The following is an 18,144-nucleotide window of genomic DNA, read 5'->3' as shown; positions in this document are numbered from 1 at the left end:
GCTGGCGACACGCGGACGTGGCGGAACCGGTAGACGCACGAGACTTAAAATCTTGCGGCCCCACGGCCATGCGGGTTCGAGTCCCGCCGTCCGCACCAATCCCTTGAAATTGCAAGGGCCGTCAGTAACATGCTGGCCGCACGGTGTTTTTCGGCGCCCTTCGCTGCAAAGGGCGTTACAAAGTGGCTGTTCCGATGACCTCCCTGAGCCGCGCCACGAACGGCGACTGGTTCGCCCGCAAGGGCGTCCCGAAAGACGTGCGTGCCGCCTACAAGACGGCCTTCGGTGTCGCTCAGGAGGAGCGTTTCCGTCGCCCTGGGAGCTTGTCCACAGGCGCTGCGAAGGCCGAGCTACGGGACTGGGACGCGACCGTAACGGGCCATTTTGACCCTCGGCCGCCCTCTGCATTGTCAAGCTGATTTGGATTGATCCTAGAGCACCGTCCTGGATATCGGATCCAGGACGGTGCTCTATGTTTCTGTGCCGCATCGTCTTTTTCCGAAAGCCGGAAACCACCTTTCGGAACGATGCTCTAGCGCTTCACAAAGCCTACATCGGCGGCCACGGCCTTGAGCCGGTCCGGCTCTCGCTCTTTACGTTCGCTGTACCGATCCACCAAGTAGTCGGCCCTCTCACGGGTCAGCAACGTGAACTTCACAAGCTCCTCGCACACGTCCACTACGCGCTCGTAGAGCGGTCCCGGCTTCATACGGCCAGCGTCGTCAAACGCCTTGAACGCCATCGGCACGGACGACTGGTTCGGGATCGTGATCATCCGCATCCAGCGGCCGAGCACGCGCAGGGCGTTCACGGCGTTGAAGCTCTGCGATCCGCCGGACACCTGCATCACGGCGAGGGTGCGGCCCTGGGTCGGGCGCACGCTGCCCTCGCTGAGCGGTAGCCAGTCAATCTGGCTCTTCATCACGCCGGTCAGGTTTCCGTGCCGCTCCGGCGAGACCCACACCTGACCCTCGGACCAGATCGAGAGCTGCCGTAACTCCTGCACCTTCGGGTGGTCCGCCGTCGTGTCGTCGGGCAGAGGCAGACCGTGGGCGTCGTAGATGCGAACTTCGCCGCCCATGGCTTCAAGGAGCCGGGCAGCTTCGTAGGCGAGGAAGCGGCTGAACGAACGCTCGCGCAGGGAGCCGTAGAGGATCAGGAACCGGGGGGCGTGTGCAAACGGCGTAGCCGTGCGCAGCCGCTCCGCTGTCGGCATCTCGAAGTGCACCTCTGAGAGGTTCGGCAGGCCGTCGGCGAACGGTTGCTGAGGCTTGTCCAAGACCGCATTTTCCTCTACGTTTCAATAAACGTTGAGATACTGCATCAATGATAGACAGCCTGCAAGCCGTGGAGGCCTTCGCCGCCCTCGGACAGGAACACCGTCTGCGCATCGTCCGGGCGCTCGTCACAGCTGGGCCGGATGGTCTGGCGGCCGGAGCGCTGGCCGGCGAAGTCGGCGTGTCCGGCACCAACCTATCGTTTCACGCGAAAGAGCTGAGCCACGCTGGGCTGATCCAGTCCCGGCGGGAAGGGCGCTCGGTCATCTACACCGCTGCCTATCCGGCTCTGTCCAACCTGATCGAGTTCCTGATGCGCGACTGCTGCCAGGGAAGGCCGGAGGTCTGCGCCCCGGCCGTGGCTGCGCTCGCACTCTGCTGCAGCCCCCCTGGAGACACCGATCATGTCTGAGCCGTTCGAGGTCGTGATCTACCACAACCCGGCCTGCGGCACCTCCCGCAACACCCTGGCGATGATCCGCAACGCCGGCATCGAGCCGCACGTGATCGAGTACCTGAAAGCCCCACCATCGCGGGCGTTGCTGGTCACGCTGCTTGATCGTGCCGGCCTGTCGGTGCGCGACGTGCTGCGCGAGAAGGGCACACCCTACGCTGAGCTGAACCTGAGCGACCCGACGCTGACGGACGCGCAGCTCCTCGATGCCGTCGAGGCGCACCCGGTCCTGCTCAATCGCCCGCTGGTGGTCACGCCCAGGGGCGTGCGTCTGTGCCGGCCGTCCGAAGCCGTGCTGGATCTCCTACCGGCGCAACAGGGCGAGTTCGTCAAGGAAGACGGCGAGCGGGTCGTGGACGAACACGGGCGCCGCGTCGCCACCGCCTGAGCCTCTTTCTCGACCAAAACAAGAAACGATCCCGATGCTCGCGCTCGCCATTTTCCTCGTCACCCTCGTGTGCGTCATCTGGCAGCCCAAGGGCCTCGGGATCGGGTGGAGCGCCCTGGCCGGCGCGGCGGTTGCCCTCGCCACGGGCGTGATCCACCCCGGTGACATTCCGGTGGTCTGGCGGATCGTCTGGGACGCCACGTTCACGTTCGTGGCGCTCATCATCATCTCGCTGCTGCTCGACGAGGCCGGGTTCTTCCACTGGGCGGCCCTGCACATCGCCCGCTGGGGCGGCGGCCGGGGCCGGCTCCTCTTCCCGCTGGTGATCCTGCTCGGCGCGGCCATCGCGGCGGTGTTCGCCAACGACGGCGCGGCGTTGCTGCTGACCCCGATTGTCCTGGCGATCCTGCTGCGCCTCAAGTTCCCTCCGGCGGCGGCGCTGGCGTTCATCGTCGCCTGCGGGTTCGTGGCCGACTCGACCTCCCTGCCGCTGGTGATCTCCAACCTGGTCAACATCGTCTCGGCCAACTTCTTCGACGTGAGCTTTGGCCGGTACGCCGCCGTGATGGTGCCGGTGAACCTCGTCTCGCTCCTCGCCACGCTGGTGGTGCTGTGGGTGTTTTACCGCCGCGATCTGCCGGCGTCGTACCCGGTCGGCGAGTTGGAACCGCCCTACCACGCAATCCGCGACCCGGTGGTGTTCCGGGCGGCCTTTCCGCTGCTCGGCGTGCTGCTGCTCGCCTACTTCGTCACCGCGCCGTTCGGCGTGCCGGTCTCGGTCGTCACTTGCGCTGGCGCGGCGGTGCTGCTCGGCTTGGCGCTGCGTGGGCGGGTCATCCCGATCCGCAAGGTGCTGACCGGTGCGCCCTGGCAGATCGTGCTGTTCAGCCTCGGCATGTACCTCGTGGTCTACGGCCTGCGGAACGCCGGCCTGACCGACGAGCTGGCCAAGGGCTTGGTCTGGCTCGGCGGGCAAGGGCCGTGGGTGGCGACCGTCGGCACTGGCATTGCCGCCGCGCTGCTGTCCTCGGTGATGAACAACATGCCGTCCGTGCTGATCGGGGCGCTGTCGATCCAGCAGGCCCCGGACGTCACACCGCTGACCCGCGAGCTGATGGTCTACGCCAACGTGATCGGTTGCGATCTCGGGCCGAAGTTCACGCCGATCGGCAGCCTCGCGACCCTGCTCTGGCTGCATGTGCTGGCCAGCAAGGGCCAGCGCATCACCTGGGGCCAGTACATGAAGGTGGGGCTGGTCATCACGCCGCCCGTGCTGCTGGTCACGCTGCTGGCGCTGGCGGCCTGGCTGCCCGTGCTCGGGACGCAGTAGCCCCGTGGACCAGGCGAAACGCTGGCCGGTGATCTCTGCCCTGGGCGTGGTGCAGATCCTCGCCTGGGGCTCGTCGTTCTACCTCCTCGGCGTGCTTGCCGCCCCCATCGCGGCGGACACGGGTTGGCCGCTCGCCTGGGTGTTCGGCGGCCTGACCCTCGGCCTGCTGGTCGCCGGTCTGGTGTCGCCACAGGTCGGACGCATCATCGGCGAACGCGGCGGCCGGCCGGTTCTGGCGGTCTCGGCTCTCCTGCTCGCGGCAGGGCTCCTCGTGCTCGGGCTCGCGCCGTCCCTGCCGGTCTACCTTGCGGCTTGGCTGCTGATCGGCCTCGGCATGGGGTGCGGCCTGTATGACCCGGCATTCGCCACGCTCGGCCGGCTCTACGGCGCCGAGGCGCGGCCGGCGATCACGACCCTGACCCTGTGGGGCGGGTTCGCCAGCACCGTGAGTTGGCCGCTGTCGGCGTTCCTGCTCGATCATGGCGGCTGGCGCTGGGCCTGCTTCGTCTACGCCGGCCTGCAGCTCGTGATGTCGCTGCCGCTGATCCTCGGCCTGATCCCGCCGGCACCTGCCCGGGCGGCTGGGACGAACGTCGGCCCTGCGTCCGTGGTCACTCTAGCGCCAGCGGAGCGCCGGCCGTTCCTTCTGATGGCCGGTGTGCTGATCCTCGGCGGCGGGGTGATGAGCCTGCTCTCGGCGCACGTGCTCACGCTGTTGCAGGCGCGGGGTGTGCCGCTCGCCTCGGCCGTCACCTTCGGCGCCCTGATCGGGCCGTCCCAGGTCGCGGCCCGCATCGTGGAAATGTCGTTGAAGGGTCGGCATCACCCGTTGTGGACCCTGACGGCGGCAATGAGCCTGGTCGCGCTCGGCGTGACGCTGCTGGCCCTCGGCCTGCCGCTGATCGCCCTGGCGCTGATCCTCTACGGCGCCGGCAACGGCATCTACTCGATTGCGCGGGGCACCGTGCCCCTCACGCTGTTTGGCCCAGAGCGCTACGCGCCCTTGCTCGGCCGGCTTGCGCGGCCGGGTCTGGTCGCCCAGGCGCTGGCCCCACCGCTCGGAGCCTACGCCCTCGCCCATGGGGGCGCGCATGCGACGTTCATCCTGCTCGCCGGCTTGGCCCTGCTCAACGTCGCCCTGGTCGGAGCATTGTGGCGGACACATTCTCGCTCGTGCTTCGGAGCGTGAAGGCAGCCTCATCGACGCTCGCGGCCCAGTCACTCAGACCGGCCCTCATCAACGATCATCCGGAGGGGTCTCGAAAGGGGCTCCTCCTTTTTCGTTCAAGCAACCATGACCATGACAATCGAACGCACCAGAGAAATCACCATCGCCTTCGACGGCGCCTGTCGCGGCAACCCTGGCCCAGGCGGCTAGGGGCCATCCTCAACACTCGCACGAACGCAGAGAAAATCGTTCAGGGCCGCGAGGCATCGACCACCAACAACCGGATGGAACTGTCCGCCGCCATCGCAGGGTTCAACACTCTCCGTCCCGGTGCCCTCGTGACCATGATCGGAGACAGCCAGTACGTCATCAAGGCCTTCACCGAGTGGCTCCCCGGCTGGAAGGCCAAAGGCTGGGAGGCATCGAACAAGAAGCCCGTCCTGAACGTCGAGCCGTGGCAGGCTCTGGAACTGGCCGTAGCGCGGCACCTGTCGGTGACATGGCAGTGGGTGCGGGGGCACCGATGCCACCGAAGACAGCGTTCAAGCTCCCCGAGCGACCGCCCATCTTGGGCGTTCAGGCCGTGAACCGGGCACGTTAAAAAAGTCGCTTATCCATCGTCACCCACACTTCGTCATTCATGAATTTGGATTGAATTGAAGACGCCTTCATCGATCTCAATCGCACTATCGGTCAATCACCAAGCTAGCCGCCCAAAATCCGAGCCCTGTCATTACGATCACACCCGCAAGCATCAAAGAGTTATTTCTTTGCGGACTTTCGTCAGCTCGTCGCGCGCGTAGTGCCAGCAATAACCCACCGACGACTAGAAAAAACCCGTACAACACCAACGAATCCTGCGAAAAAGCCAACTTGAAACTCCTTCTTTCCGTTCGGACCAGACGTCCACGCAAATTCGTAATGCTATGCGCTCCGAAAGGCGAGCCTACCGGCCGCCGACCTCCCTGCCCCTCGTCAACCGCTCCAAAAGCCGCTACAAAGCCCTCCGTTCGCGCTTGAAAAACGCGAGCAGAATCAACGGAATGTGCGGGTACGATGGGTCTCCCGCCGTCCGCACCGATGCCTTGAAACTACAGACGATGTCTCGGCGCCTTGCACCCGTGAGAACGCCAAGTCCGGCCGGCGGGGCCCGACCGCCGCCGATCGCCAAGGCGCGCGCTCTGCTCGACGAATTCGACGCGTGGCGATGGGTTCTCGCGATCGTCACGCTGACGCTCACGCTCACGACCTTCGCGCTTGCGCTCAATACCGGGCAGGCACATCTGAGGCACGCCTCGCAGCAGCGGCTCATCATCGCCGAGGCCGTGCTGCGCGCCGCGGTCGAGCGCGACCAGTATCTCCCCGCCGTCCTCGCCCTCGACACGGAGGTGCGCGCCCTGCTCGGCGATCTCGAGGCGCCTCATCGCGTGGCCGCCGTCAACGCGAAGTTCGAGGCGATCGCGCGGACGTCGCACGTCGCCGCCATCGACCTCCTCGTCACCGGGCACGGCGACGTGCCGATGGCGGCGGTGGCCTTCGCGGCCTCGCTCTGGATGCCGGACACCCGCAGGTACGGCTACCTCGACGGGAACGGCCGGATGAGCGGCTGACGTCGGCGCATCCGGCGGACGGCCGCCGCGGCGCCCTCGCGCGGGCAGGCGGCCACGGGTTTCACTCCGCGCCGTCTGGTACCAGAGCCGTTCGACCGGCCTGGAAAAATCGTCGGATGTGCAGGATCAGAGACGCGTGGTTTCGACAGGTCGAGACCTTTCGCGGATTCAAGATAGGGCCCCGGACAGGTCTTCGGGGTCCCGCCCCGAAGTCACTCCAAGGGGCACAGCCCTCCGGAAACCCGGAATCTTTCTCAGTCGAACAGTCCCTGAACGACCCTTCCGACACGCGAGCCCGGCCGACAGTCGGGCTCCGCCCCCGATCGGCGGCGCCCGGCGCGACCGCCCCGACCCTCGCCCGACCCTCGCCCGACCGACCGCAAACAGGAGCAGACCATGCCCAAAGGATCCGATCTTCTCGTCCGCGCACTGGAAGACGAAGGCGTCGAGCGCATCTTCGGCATCCCCGGAGAGGAGAACCTCGACGTCGTCGAGAGCCTTCGCACCTCGAAGATCGAACTGGTCCTCACGCGCCACGAGCAGGCCGCGGCCTTCATGGCGGCGACCTACGGCCGGCTCACCGGCAAGCCCGGCGTCTGCCTCTCCACGCTCGGGCCGGGCGCGCTCAACTTCACGACCGGCGCCGCCTACGCCCATCTCGGCGCCATGCCGATGATCATCATCACCGGCCAGAAGGGCATCCTGAAGGCCCGCCAAGCCCGCTTCCAGATCGTCGACGTGATCGCCTCGATGAAGCCGATCACCAAGATGGCCCGCCAGATCGTCTCCGCCTCCTCGATCCCGACCATCGTGCGCGACGCCTTCCGCGTCGCCATGGAGGAGCGGCCCGGCCCGGTGCTGCTGGAACTGCCCGAGGACATCGCGGCGGAGGAGGCGGAGGCCTTCGCCGTGCCCTCGCACCCCATCGACATCCCGGTCGCGCATCCGCGGTCCATCGAGCATGCGGCGCGCATGATCCTGGCGGCCGAGCGCCCGCTGATCATGCTCGGGGCCGCCGCCAGCCGGCCCCGCGCCACGGGCGAGCTCGCGGGCTTCGTGCAGCGCACCCAGATCCCGTTCTTCACCACCCAGATGGGCAAGGGCACCGTGGCGGGCGGCGCCCACCTCTACATGGGCACCGCCGCCCTGTCGGAGCGCGACTACGTCCACGAGGCGATCGACCAGGCCGACCTCATCATCGCCATCGGCCACGACACGGTCGAGAAGCCGCCCTTCTTCATGGGCCAGAGCGGCCAGAAGGTGCTGCACGTCAGCTACATCCCGGCCAATGTCGAGGAGGTCTACTATCCCGACGCCGAGGTGGTGGGCGATCTCGGGCCGAGCCTGAAGCTCATCGCCGAGCGGGTCGAGGGCCGGCTGGAGAACGCGGGCGCGCTGCTGCCGCTGCGCCAGCGCATCCTCGACCACATCACCGACCGGGCCGGCGAGGACCGCTTCCCCGTCACCCCGCAGCGGCTGGTGCGCGACGTGCGCCGGGTCATCCCCGAGGACGGCATCGTCTGCCTCGACAACGGGATGTACAAGATCTGGTTCGCGCGCAACTACCGCACCTACGTCGCCAACACGCTGCTCCTCGACAACGCGCTCGCCACCATGGGCGCGGGCCTGCCCTCGGCGATGATGGCGGCCCTGCTGTATCCGCAGCGCCGCGTCATGGCGGTCTGCGGCGACGGCGGTTTCATGATGAACAGCCAGGAGCTGGAGACCGCCGTGCGGCTCAAGCTCAATCTCGTGGTGCTGATCCTCGACGATTCCGCCTACGGCATGATCCGCTGGAAGCAGGCGGTGGACCAGTTCCCCGATTATGGCATGACCTTCAACAATCCGGATTTCGTGCTGTACGCCAAGGCCTACGGCGCCACCGGGCACAGGGTCGAGGCCGTGGACGATCTCGTGCCGACCCTCGACCGGGCCTTCGCCGCCGGCGGCGTCCACCTCGTGGCCGTGCCGATCGACTACTCGGAGAACACCCGCGTGCTCGTCGACGAGCTGAGCGAGAAGGTCAGGGACCTCACCCCGGCCGCCTAGAGCATCGGCCCGAAAGGTGGGAACCGGCTTTCGGAAAAAGCCGATACGGCACAACAACATAGAGAATCGTCTTGGATCCGAGATCCAGGACGATTCTCTAGGGCGCCGTCCGACGAAGGGAGACCGGTTCGTCGAAGGAAGGCGCGGCAAGACAGGAAACCGGAGACGCCGACCCGACGCGATCCGGTCGGAGCCCATCTCCGGATCATCGTTCCGCCGCTGCCTTCTTCGCCGAGCCGGCTCCGCTTCGGCTCCGGGCCGAGACCGACCGCCGACCGCCCCGGGAGCGACCCCGGGGCATGGACCCGCACGAATTGCGCTCAGGGGACCGTGCCATGACCTCGCTGAATCCGTTCACCTTCCAGACCACGCCCAACGTCCTGTTCGAGCCGGGCGCCTCGAAGAAGATCCCGGACATCGTGGCCGGCTTCGACGCGCGCCGGATCATGCTGGTGACCGACGCCGGCGTGCGCGGCGCGGGTCTCACCGGGGTCGCCGAGGACGCGCTGGCCGCCGCCGGGATCGCGGTCGACATCTACGACGCGGTCGTGGCCGACCCGCCCTCGACCGTGATCGAGGCCGCCGCCCGGCGCGCGCGCGAAGCCGGCGCCGACCTCGTGCTCGCGATCGGCGGCGGCTCGGCCCTGGATACGGCCAAGCTCGTGGCCTATCTCGCCAAATCCGACGAACCGCTCGACGCCCTCTACGGCGTCGGGCTGGCCAAGGGAGCCCGCCTGCCGCTGGTGCTCGTGCCGACCACGAGCGGCACCGGCTCGGAGGTGACGCCGATCTCGATCGTCACCACGCCGACCACCGAGAAGAAGGGCGTGGTCTCGGCCCGGCTCCTGCCCGACTGGGCGGTGCTCGATCCGGAACTGACGCTCGGCCTGCCGGCGCACGTGACCGCGGCGACGGGCATCGACGCGATGGTGCACGCGATCGAGGCCTTCACCAGCCGGCACCGGAAGAACCCGATCTCCGACCAGCTCGCCAAGCAGGCGCTGGCGCTGCTCTCGGCCAACATCCGCACCGCCTGCGTCGACGGCGCGAACCTGGAGGCGCGCTCCGGCATGCTGCTCGGCTCGATGCTCGCGGGCATGGCCTTCGCCAACGCGCCGGTGGCGGCGGTGCACGCGCTGGCCTACCCCGTCGGCGCGCTCTTCCACGTCCCGCACGGGCTCTCGAACGCGCTCGTGCTGACCGGCGTGATGCGCTTCAACCTCTCCCACGCCGAGGCGCTCTACGCCGAACTGGCGCCGATCCTCGATCCGCGGGCGTCCGAGCTGCCGGGGCCGGACGCCGCCGCGTCCTTCGTCCGCGCGCTCGAAGCCCTCTGCCGGGACTGCAAGGTGCCGGCGACGCTGGCCGAGGTCGGCGTGGGCGAGGGCGACCTCGAACGCCTCGCCACGGATGCGATGAAGCAGACGCGGCTGCTCGTGAACAACCCGCGCGAGGTGACCTACGCGGATGCCCTCGCGATCTATTCCGAGGCCTTGGGCGGAAAGGATCGCCAAGCCGCCTGATCGGCCGAGGATCGCCAAACCGCGGATCGCCAAGCCGTGCAGACCTTTCACGAACCGGACGGGAGATGACGGGGATGGACCCCTTCGAGACGATGCGGGCGATGGGAGACCTCTGGGGACGCGGTGCCCAGTCCTTCTGGGAAGCCCAGCGCAACATGGCGGGCGCGATGAACACGGCGATGCCGGGCAACCTCGCGATGCCCGACCTCGCCGCGATGCAGAAGGCGCAGGCCGCCTTCGAGCAGAGCTGGGCGAGCGCGCAGGCGATCGCCGCGAACGTCACCAAGGGATTCGACGCGGCCGGACAGGTCGCGCGCGAGCGGGCGGACCCGATCGCCGCCGAGGTGCTCGCCAAGGTCTTCGACCCGCGCGGCTGGCTCTCGGCCTCGAACGAGATCGACGAGGCCCTGAACCGGATGGCGCAGGGCCCTCAACTCGCCGACCTCTGGACCAACGAGCGCAAGTTCGCGGCCCTGTTCGCCGCCTGGACGGCCCTGCGGCGGGGCAACCTCGAGCACAACACGATCATGCTGGAGGCCTGGACCCGGGCGACCGGCGCCTTCGCCCGGGCGGTCAACGCCCGGGCCGAGGCCGGCCAGCCGCTCGAATCGGCGCGCGCCCTGATGACGCTCTGGATCGAGACGGCCAACGACGTGCTCGTGGAGACGCAGCGCTCGGACGCCTTCCTCAGGAGCCAGCGCGAGACCCTCAAGGCCGCGACCGACCTGCGGCTGGCGCAGCAGGCGGTCGCGGAGGTCTTCGCGGAGATGTACGGCGCGCCCTCCCGCTCCGAGATCGACGACGTGCATCGCAGCCTGACCGATCTGCGCCGCGAGGTGCGCGCCCTCAAACGCGCGGAGCGTACCCGCAGGACCACCGAGAACAGGACCGCCGAGAACGGGACCGACGGCGGCGGGAGGGCCGACACCCGGGCGAGCGCGAAGCCGGTGGGCGGGGGCGACGCGGCGACCACGACGGAAGGGACAGCGGAATGAGCAAGCCGACCAGCCCGCCGGCGAGCCCGGTCGCCATCACCCCCATCGACGCGCTGGCCGAGGTCTCGGCGCTCGGCAAGCGCATCGCCGAGGGCACCAAGCTGTTCGGCGAGGTGCGCGACGAGGCGGTGCAGATCGGCACGACGCCGAAGGACCTCGTGTGGAGCCAGGACAAGGTCCGGCTCTACCGCTACCGCCCGCTCGCCGAATCGAGGGGGCTGCCCCCCGTCCTGATCGTCTACGGGCTGATCGGACGCTACACGATGGCCGACCTCCAGGAAGACCGCTCGCTGGTGCGCAACCTGCTCAACCTCGGGCTCGACCTCTACGTGGTCGATTGGGGCCATCCGGGCCGGGCCGAGCGCTTCGTCACCATGGACGACTACGTCGACGGCTATGTCGGCGCCTGCGTGGATGTCGTCAGCGAGCTTTCGGGCCGCGAGACGATCTCGCTGCTCGGCATCTGCGAGGGCGGCGTCTTCACCACCTGCTACGCGGCGCTCTATCCCGAGCGCGTGAGCGCGATGGTGCTGACCATCACCCCGATCGACTTCCACGCCGACAAGGATTCGGACCGGCCGGGCCACGGCTTCATCAACGTCTGGACGCGCGCGCTGGCGCCCGAGGACGTCGACCGCCTGATCGAGGCGCAGGGGTCGCTGCCCGGCGCCCTCATGGGCTCGATCTTCTCGCAGATGACGCCGATGCGCACCCTGACGAAGTACAATCTCGACCTGCTCGACGCCCTCGACGACAAGAAGAAGTTCCTGAACTTCCTGCGCATGGAGAAGTGGATCGCCGACCGGCCCGACCATCCGGGCGAGGCGGCCAAGCAGTGGCTCAAGGACCTGTACCAGGAGAACAAGCTCGTCGCGAACCGCTTCGAGCTGGGCGGGCGCACGGTCAGGCTGTCCGACATCACCTGCCCCGTCCTGAACGTGTTCGCGCAGGACGACCACATCATCCCGCCCGAGACCTCGAAGGCGCTCAAGGGCCGGCTCGGCACCGACGACTACACCGAACTCGGCCTGCCCGGCGGCCATGTCGGCGTCTTCGTCGGCGGCAAGGCACAGAAGCTGCTCGGCTCCGGCATCGCCGACTGGCTGAGCCGCCGCGGATGACCCCGATCACGACGGCGAGGCGCATGCGATGGTCAGCCTGAAGAACAAGATCGTCAGCGCCGACGAGGCCGTGGCGATCATCCACGACGGCGACATGGTCGCCGTCTCCGGCTTCGTCGGGATCGGCACGCCCGACGAGCTGATCCTGGCGCTCGCCCGCCGCTTCGAGGCGGGCGGCGCGCCGAAGGATCTCGGCCTGATGTTCGCCGCCGCGCCCGGCGACGGCCGCGAGCGCGGCCTCAACCGCCTCGCCCTGCCCGGCCTCGTCCGGCGCGTGGTCGGCGGCCACTGGTCGCTCGTGCCGAAGCTCGGCGCCATGGCGCTGGAGGGGCAGATCGAGGCCTACAACCTGCCGCTCGGGGTCGTCTCGCATCTCTATCGGGAGATCGCGGGCAGGACGGCCGGCCACGTCACCAAGGTCGGGCTCAGAACCTTCGTCGACCCGCGGCTCGGCGGGGGCAAGCTGAACGCGCGGACCACGGAGGATCTCGTCGCCCTGGTCGAGCTGAACGGCGAGCCCTGGCTGCACTACCGGCCCTTCCCCGTGAACGTCGCGCTGGTGCGCGGGACCACGGCCGATCCCCACGGCAACGTCACGATGGAACGCGAGGCGCTGACGCTGGACAACCTCGCCGCCGCCATGGCCGCGCACAATTCCGGCGGCTTCGTCATCGCCCAGGTCGAGCGCATCGCCGAGGCCGGCTCGCTCAACCCGCGCGAGGTCCAGATCCCCGGCGTGCTCGTCGACTGCGTCGTGCTGAGCGAGCCCGAGAACCACCGCCAGACCTACGGCACGGCCTACAACCACGCCTATACGGGCCGCCAGCGCGTGCCGCTCGACCGGATCGCGCCGATGGCCCTCGACGCCCGCAAGGTCATCGCCCGCCGCTGCGCCTTCGAGCTGCCGCCCGGCGGCGTGGTCAATCTCGGCATCGGCATGCCGGAGGGCGTCGCGGCGGTCGCGGCCGAGGAGCAGGTGCTCAAGTATCTCACCCTCACGGCCGAGCCCGGCGTGATCGGCGGCCTGCCCCAGGGCGGCCTCGATTTCGGCGCGGCGCTGAACCCGGCCGCGGTGCTGCACCAGAACCAGCAGTTCGACTTCTACGACGGCGGCGGCCTCGATCTCGCCTGCCTCGGCCTCGCGCAGGTCGACGCGGAGGGCAACGTCAACGTCAGCCGCTTCGGCAAGCGGCTCGCGGGGGCGGGCGGCTTCATCAACATTTCGCAGAACGCCAAGGCGCTCGTCTTCGCGGGCACCTTCACCGCCGACGGCCTCGACGTGGCGATCCGGGACGGCGAGGTCCGCATCCTGCGCGAGGGCCGCTCGCGCAAGTTCGTCCCCGCCGTCGAGCAGATCACCTTCTCCGGCGCCTACGCGGCCGAGCGCGGCCAGCCGGTGCTCTACGTGACCGAGCGCTGCGTCTTCCGGCGCACGGCCGCCGGCATGGAACTCGTCGAGGTCGCGCCCGGCATCGACATCGCGCGCGACATCCTCGGCCAGATGGCGTTCGCGCCGATCGTGAGCGATCCGCGGCCGATGGACGCCCGCCTGTTCCGCGACGTCGCGATGGGGCTGGAGCCGATGCTTCTCGGGCTGAGCCTCGCCGAGCGGATCGCCTACGACCCCGATCGGAACACGCTGTTCGCCAATTTCGAGGGCTTCCGGGTCCGCGGCATCGAGGACGTCGAGCTGGTCCGCCGCGAGTTCGAGCGCACCTGCCGCGAGATCGGCCGCAAGGTGCACCTGATCGTCAACTACGACGGCTTCGAGGTCGATCCGGGCGTCAGCGACGCCTACTTCTCGACCATCGCCTATCTCGAGGGCCGGTACTACGAGACCGCCTCGCGCTACACGACGAGCGCCTTCCTGCGGCTGAAGCTCGGTGCCTCGCTGCAGATGCGCGACCTCGCCCCCCACGTCTTCGAGACGCGCGCCGAGGCGCAGGCCCGCAGTACGGCCGCGACCCGCCGCGACGCGGCCTCGCCGAAGGAACCGCTGGATGTCTGACACGGCCCTGTCCCTGAAGAACCCGAAGCTCTTGGTCGAGGCCTGCCGCATCGGCGGCGCGTGGTCGCGATCCGGCGACGGCGTCATCGCCGTGACCGACCCGGCGACGGGCGCGCGCATCGCCCGCGTTCCGAACGCGGGCGGCGCGGAGGCGCGGGCCGCGATCCATGCGGCGTACGCCGCCTTTCCGGCGTGGCGGGACAGGACCGCCGCCGACCGGGCCGCGATCCTGCGCCGGCTCAGCGCGCTCGTCAGCGAGAACCAGGAGGATCTCGCCCGCCTCGTCACCTGCGAGCAGGGCAAGTCGCTGGCCGAGGCCCGCGCCGAGGTCGCCATGTCGGCGGCCTACGTGCTGTGGTTCGCCGAAGAGGCGCGGCGCGTCTACGGCGAGACGATCCCCTCGCCCTGGCCGGACCGGCGCATCCTGGTGACGAAGGAGCCGGTCGGCGTCGTGGCGGCGATCACGCCCTGGAACTTCCCGTCCTCGATGATCGCGCGCAAGCTGGCGCCGGCGCTCGCGGCCGGCTGCACCATCGTGATCAAGCCCTCCGACCTGACGCCGCTTTCGGGTCTGGCCTGGGGCGTCCTCTGCGAGGAGGCCGGCGTGCCCGACGGCGTGGTCAACGTCGTGACCGGCGACGCCAAGGCCATCGGGGCCGAGATGACCGGCGATCCGCGCGTCCGGAAGGTGACCTTCACCGGCTCGACGGCGGTGGGCAAGCTGCTGCTCGGCCAGGCCGCCGGGACGGTCAAGAAGGTCTCGATGGAGCTTGGCGGCAACGCCCCCTTCATCGTCTTCGACGACGCCGACCTCGATCGCGCCGTGGCCGGCGCCATGCTCGCCAAGTATCGCAACTCGGGCCAGACCTGCGTCTGCACCAACCGCTTCCTGGTCCAGGACGGCATCCACGACGCCTTCGCCGAGCGATTGGCCGCGGCGGCGGCGAGCCTCAAGGTCGGCAACGGCCTCGACGAGGGCGTGATGCAGGGCCCCCTCATCACCATGGCGGCGATCGAGAAGACCGAGGCCCATATCCGCGATGCCACCGACAAGGGCGCGCGGATCGTCGCGGGCGGCCGGCGGCACGCGCGCGGCGGCCTCTTCTTCGAGCCGACCGTCCTCACCGGGGCGACGCCCGACATGGCGGTGGCGCGCGAGGAGACCTTCGGCCCGCTCTCGGCGCTGTTCCGGTTCGAGGACGAGGCCGAGGCGGTGCGGATGGCCAACGACACCGCGTTCGGGCTCGCCTGCTACTTCTACACGCGCGACCTCGGCCGCGCCTTCCGGGTCTCGCGGGCGCTCGAATACGGCATGGTCGGCGTCAACGAGGGCATCATCACGACGGAGGTGGCGCCGTTCGGCGGCGTCAAGGAATCGGGCCTCGGCCGCGAAGGCGGCCGCCAGGGCATCGAGGACTATCTCGACACCAAATACATCTCGCTGGGCGGCCTGTGAGGAACACCGAAACCGGCTCCGCGCGACGACGGAGCGTGGACCGGCCTCACCGCGTTCGAACGCGATCGCGCGAGCGATCCGTCGTCGTCAAGTGATCGTTCTCGTGATGGTTTTTGGGGAAAGTCGGGGATGGCGGAGCAGATCGAGGTCGGTTCGGGCGAGGACCGGCCCTACGTCCTGGCCGAACGCGGCATCGCGGAGGCGCGCGCCGCCTACGAGCGCTCGCTCACCCTGGGCCAGGAGAGCCTGGCTCATTGGGAGAGCCTGACGGCGCAGTGGCTGCTGGGCCTGCGCGAGATCGGTTACCGGCTCTGCCAGGACTCGGACGTGAACATCCGCGCGATCTTCGACCTCGCCGAGCAGCAGGTGCGGGCCCGATCGGCATCGGAGATCTGCGCCCTTCAGGTCCGGTTCGTTCAGGAGCAGTCGGAGCGCCTCGTCCATCAGGCGAAGGAGGTCGAGACCCTCGTGAGCGCCCTGATGCGGTCGTTCCACGACGAGATCCGGCAAGGGCCGAGGAGATAGGCCGGACGATGCGATCCTCGCCAGCCGTTTTCCGACAGGGGGACTTTCTCAGCTACGCCGAGCAACAGTTCCACCGGATCGCCTATACCGAGTGGGGAGACCGGAGCAGCACGCACGTCGTCGTCTGCGTCCACGGCCTGAGCCGCCAGGGGCGCGACTTCGACGCGCTGGCCGCGGTGCTCGCGGAACGCGGCTGCCGGGTCGTCTGCCCCGACCTCGTCGGCCGGGGCCGCAGCGGACGCCTGGAGAACCCGGACCACTACGCCCTGCCGCAATACGCGGCCGACATGGCCACGCTCATCGCGCATCTGGGCGTGCGGCAGATCGACTGGATCGGAACCTCGCTCGGCGCGCTGATCGGGATGGTGCTCGCCGCCACACGCGACACGCCGATCCGGCGTCTCGTGGTCAACGACATCGGCCCGTTTCTCCCCTGGAGCGCCCTGCGCCGCATCGGCAACGACCTGCTCCACGCGCCGAGGGCCTTTCCGAACCTGGACGCTGCCGAAGCCTATCTGCGCACGATCCATGCGCCGTTCGGCCGGTTGACGGACGCGCAGTGGCGTCACATGGCGGTTCACAGCTTCGTGTCCGATCCGGCCGGCGGAGTCCGCCCCCATTACGATCCCGCGATCGCGCACAACTTCCGTCCGGGGCTGGTCTACAATGTCGGCCTGTGGCGATACTGGGATCGGATTCGTTGTCCGGCCTTGCTTCTTCGCGGCGAGCGATCGGATCTCCTGTCACCGCAGACTGCCAACGAAATGACGCGCCGAGGCCCGGGCGCGACGCTCGTCGAGATCGCCGGATGTGGCCACGCCCCGGCCTTGATGGACGAGCAGCAGATCGACCTGGTGTCGAACTGGATCGTCTGAACGGCAACGCCCCGGACCCGATCACGCTTGCGCACTGCCGCACTCGCTCGGCAGCGAGGGCGTGCGATCCGTCGAGCCAAACGACGGCGGCTGCGGGGTGGATGGCTGCGAGGCGGTTTCGTGCGGTTTTCGGCGATCCGCGGCACGGTATCGTCATTCGCCGCTCGATGCTGCGCCCCTGCGCTTGACATCGCCCGGGTCTCGGCCGCTTGAGGCGCCATGTCCGAGAGCCTCGACGCCTTCGCCCGCCACAAGCTCGCCGGCCTCGAATCGGCGGCGCTCCGCCGTCGCCTCGTGCCGACCGCGCGGGGCCCCGCGGCGGCCGCCGAGCGGGGGGGGCGCACCCTCGTGTCGTTCTCCTGCAACGACTATCTCGGTCTCTCCCACGATCCGCGCGTGATCGCCGCCGCCGCCGAGGCTCTGGCGCGCTACGGGGCCGGATCCGGCGCCTCGCGGCTCGTCACCGGCAACGGCCCGCCGCTCGTCGCCCTCGAGGAGCGGCTCGCCCGGCACAAGGGCAAGGAGGCGGCCCTCGTGTTCGGCTCCGGGTATCTGGCCAATCTCGGGATCGCCCCGGCGCTCGTCGGCCCCGGCGACCTGATCCTGATCGACGAACTCGGCCATTCCTGCCTGTTCGCCGGGGCGCGGATGTCGGGGGCGCGGGTGGAGGTCTTTTCGCACAATGCGGTCGAGCCGATTCGGGCAGGCTTGCGCAGGCATCGCGGCTCGGTCCGCCGCGCCCTGATCCTCACCGAGCGGGTCTTCAGCATGGACGGCGACCGGGCGCCGCTCCCCGAGATCCTGGCGCTGGCCGAGGCGTTCGACGCCTGGACGCTCGTCGACGACGCCCACGGCCTCGGTGTGGTCGAGCCCGGCGCCCGGGCGCCGCTGGAGATGGGCACGCTGTCGAAGACGCTCGGCTCCTACGGCGGCTATCTCTGCGCCTCGCGTCCCGTCATCGACCTGCTGACGAGCCGCGCCCGCAGCCTCGTCTACACCACCGGCCTGCCCCCGGCTTCCGCCGCCGCCGCGCTCGCGGCGCTGGACATCGTCGAGACCGAGCCGGAGCGCGCCGCCCGCCCGCTCGCGCTCGCCCGCCGCTTTACCGCCCGCCTCGGCCTGCCCGAGGCGCAGAGCCCGGTCGTGCCGGTGCTGGTGGGCGCGGCGGAGGCCGCGCTCGCGCTGTCCGAGGCCTTGGAGGCCCGCGGCTTTCTCGTCGTGGCGATCCGCCCGCCGACGGTGGCGCCGGGCACCGCCCGCCTGCGGGTCGCCTTCTCGGCGGCCCACAGCGAGGCGCAGGTCGATGCGCTCGCCGACGCCCTCGCGGAGCTGGCGCCGGACAAGCGCTGATCGCGCCTGCCGCCC

Annotated in this window: 16 protein-coding genes and 1 tRNA gene; 16 read left to right on the top strand and 1 reads right to left on the bottom strand. The window is 69.2% G+C overall.

Going from position 1 to position 18,144, the window contains the following annotated elements; translation table 11 throughout:
• The first annotated feature begins 11 nt into the window (after positions 1-11).
• A tRNA-Leu gene (locus tag HNR00_RS12280) sits at positions 12-98 on the top strand.
• Between the two features lie 434 nt (positions 99-532).
• Here the strand turns inward: HNR00_RS12280 and arsH are convergent.
• A complete protein-coding gene (gene arsH / locus HNR00_RS12275; protein WP_183569627.1) occupies positions 533-1,279 on the bottom strand; it encodes an arsenical resistance protein ArsH in 747 nt (248 codons plus the stop codon).
• A 47-nt stretch (positions 1,280-1,326) separates the two neighbouring features.
• Between arsH and HNR00_RS12270 the strand changes: the two genes are divergently transcribed.
• From HNR00_RS12270 to HNR00_RS12200, 15 genes are all read left to right on the top strand, one after another.
• Positions 1,327-1,689, top strand: coding sequence for an ArsR/SmtB family transcription factor (locus tag HNR00_RS12270; protein WP_183569625.1), 363 nt, complete (start codon positions 1,327-1,329; stop codon positions 1,687-1,689).
• Positions 1,682-2,119, top strand: a complete 438-nt coding sequence (gene arsC / locus HNR00_RS12265) for an arsenate reductase (glutaredoxin) (RefSeq protein WP_183569623.1) — start codon at positions 1,682-1,684, stop codon at positions 2,117-2,119. The genes HNR00_RS12270 and arsC overlap by 8 nt, the downstream gene beginning before the upstream one ends.
• 34 nt (positions 2,120-2,153) lie before the next feature.
• On the top strand, positions 2,154-3,449 hold the full coding sequence (locus tag HNR00_RS12260; protein WP_183569622.1) for an arsenic transporter: 1,296 nt from the start codon (positions 2,154-2,156) through the stop codon (positions 3,447-3,449).
• 4 nt (positions 3,450-3,453) lie between these two features.
• Positions 3,454-4,638 carry an MFS transporter gene (locus tag HNR00_RS12255; RefSeq protein ID WP_183569620.1) on the top strand — a complete coding sequence of 395 codons (1,185 nt, stop codon included), beginning with the start codon at positions 3,454-3,456 and terminating at the stop codon, positions 4,636-4,638.
• Positions 4,602-5,204, top strand: a complete 603-nt coding sequence (locus tag HNR00_RS12250; RefSeq protein WP_210306454.1) for an RNase H family protein — start codon at positions 4,602-4,604, stop codon at positions 5,202-5,204. Before HNR00_RS12255 ends, HNR00_RS12250 begins: the two co-directional genes overlap by 37 nt.
• Before the next feature lie 534 nt (positions 5,205-5,738).
• Positions 5,739-6,227 carry a hypothetical protein gene (locus HNR00_RS12245; protein ID WP_183569848.1) on the top strand — a complete coding sequence of 163 codons (489 nt, stop codon included), beginning with the start codon at positions 5,739-5,741 and terminating at the stop codon, positions 6,225-6,227.
• A gap of 396 nt (positions 6,228-6,623) precedes the next feature.
• Complete coding sequence (locus tag HNR00_RS12240; protein ID WP_183569618.1) at positions 6,624-8,276, top strand: acetolactate synthase large subunit; 1,653 nt, start codon at positions 6,624-6,626, stop codon at positions 8,274-8,276.
• Positions 8,277-8,620: 344 nt separating this feature from the next.
• A complete protein-coding gene (locus tag HNR00_RS12235; RefSeq protein ID WP_183569819.1) occupies positions 8,621-9,799 on the top strand; it encodes an iron-containing alcohol dehydrogenase in 1,179 nt (392 codons plus the stop codon).
• A gap of 74 nt (positions 9,800-9,873) precedes the next feature.
• Positions 9,874-10,794, top strand: a complete 921-nt coding sequence (locus tag HNR00_RS12230) for a poly(R)-hydroxyalkanoic acid synthase subunit PhaE (RefSeq protein WP_183569616.1) — start codon at positions 9,874-9,876, stop codon at positions 10,792-10,794.
• Positions 10,791-11,915 carry a class III poly(R)-hydroxyalkanoic acid synthase subunit PhaC gene (gene phaC, locus HNR00_RS12225; protein ID WP_183569615.1) on the top strand — a complete coding sequence of 375 codons (1,125 nt, stop codon included), beginning with the start codon at positions 10,791-10,793 and terminating at the stop codon, positions 11,913-11,915. The genes HNR00_RS12230 and phaC overlap by 4 nt, the downstream gene beginning before the upstream one ends.
• 28 nt (positions 11,916-11,943) lie before the next feature.
• Entirely contained in the window at positions 11,944-13,923 is a 1,980-nt protein-coding gene (locus HNR00_RS12220; RefSeq protein WP_183569613.1) for an acyl CoA:acetate/3-ketoacid CoA transferase, read from the top strand.
• On the top strand, positions 13,916-15,379 hold the full coding sequence (locus HNR00_RS12215) for an NAD-dependent succinate-semialdehyde dehydrogenase (protein ID WP_183569611.1): 1,464 nt from the start codon (positions 13,916-13,918) through the stop codon (positions 15,377-15,379). The genes HNR00_RS12220 and HNR00_RS12215 overlap by 8 nt, the downstream gene beginning before the upstream one ends.
• 129 nt (positions 15,380-15,508) lie before the next feature.
• Positions 15,509-15,904 (top strand): phasin family protein, encoded by a 396-nt coding sequence (locus HNR00_RS12210; protein WP_183569609.1) that lies wholly within the window; start codon positions 15,509-15,511, stop codon positions 15,902-15,904.
• An 8-nt stretch (positions 15,905-15,912) separates the two neighbouring features.
• Positions 15,913-16,779: an alpha/beta fold hydrolase gene (locus HNR00_RS12205; RefSeq protein WP_183569607.1), complete on the top strand. Its 867-nt coding sequence runs from the start codon at positions 15,913-15,915 to the stop codon at positions 16,777-16,779.
• Positions 16,780-16,998: 219 nt separating this feature from the next.
• Positions 16,999-18,129: an aminotransferase class I/II-fold pyridoxal phosphate-dependent enzyme gene (locus HNR00_RS12200; RefSeq protein ID WP_183569605.1), complete on the top strand. Its 1,131-nt coding sequence runs from the start codon at positions 16,999-17,001 to the stop codon at positions 18,127-18,129.
• Positions 18,130-18,144 lie beyond the last annotated feature (15 nt).

The sequence above is a fragment of the Methylorubrum rhodinum genome (assembly GCF_014199935.1).
Taxonomy (GTDB): Bacteria; Pseudomonadota; Alphaproteobacteria; order Rhizobiales; family Beijerinckiaceae; genus Methylobacterium; species Methylobacterium rhodinum.
The sequence above is the reverse complement of the archived record's forward strand: the minus strand, read 5'-3'. Positions and strand labels throughout refer to the sequence as shown.

Bases quoted from the DNA above. Each gene is read 5' to 3' on its own strand.
- HNR00_RS12270 (WP_183569625.1), top strand. From the start codon at position 1,327: ATGATAGACAGCCTGCAAGCCGTGGAGGCCTTCGCCGCCCTCGGACAG.
- arsC (WP_183569623.1), top strand. From the start codon at position 1,682: ATGTCTGAGCCGTTCGAGGTCGTGATCTACCACAACCCGGCCTGCGGC.
- HNR00_RS12260 (WP_183569622.1), top strand. From the start codon at position 2,154: ATGCTCGCGCTCGCCATTTTCCTCGTCACCCTCGTGTGCGTCATCTGG.
- HNR00_RS12240 (WP_183569618.1), top strand. From the start codon at position 6,624: ATGCCCAAAGGATCCGATCTTCTCGTCCGCGCACTGGAAGACGAAGGC.
- HNR00_RS12230 (WP_183569616.1), top strand. From the start codon at position 9,874: ATGGACCCCTTCGAGACGATGCGGGCGATGGGAGACCTCTGGGGACGC.
- phaC (WP_183569615.1), top strand. From the start codon at position 10,791: ATGAGCAAGCCGACCAGCCCGCCGGCGAGCCCGGTCGCCATCACCCCC.
- HNR00_RS12220 (WP_183569613.1), top strand. From the start codon at position 11,944: ATGGTCAGCCTGAAGAACAAGATCGTCAGCGCCGACGAGGCCGTGGCG.
- HNR00_RS12215 (WP_183569611.1), top strand. From the start codon at position 13,916: ATGTCTGACACGGCCCTGTCCCTGAAGAACCCGAAGCTCTTGGTCGAG.
- HNR00_RS12210 (WP_183569609.1), top strand. From the start codon at position 15,509: ATGGCGGAGCAGATCGAGGTCGGTTCGGGCGAGGACCGGCCCTACGTC.
- HNR00_RS12205 (WP_183569607.1), top strand. From the start codon at position 15,913: ATGCGATCCTCGCCAGCCGTTTTCCGACAGGGGGACTTTCTCAGCTAC.
- HNR00_RS12200 (WP_183569605.1), top strand. From the start codon at position 16,999: ATGTCCGAGAGCCTCGACGCCTTCGCCCGCCACAAGCTCGCCGGCCTC.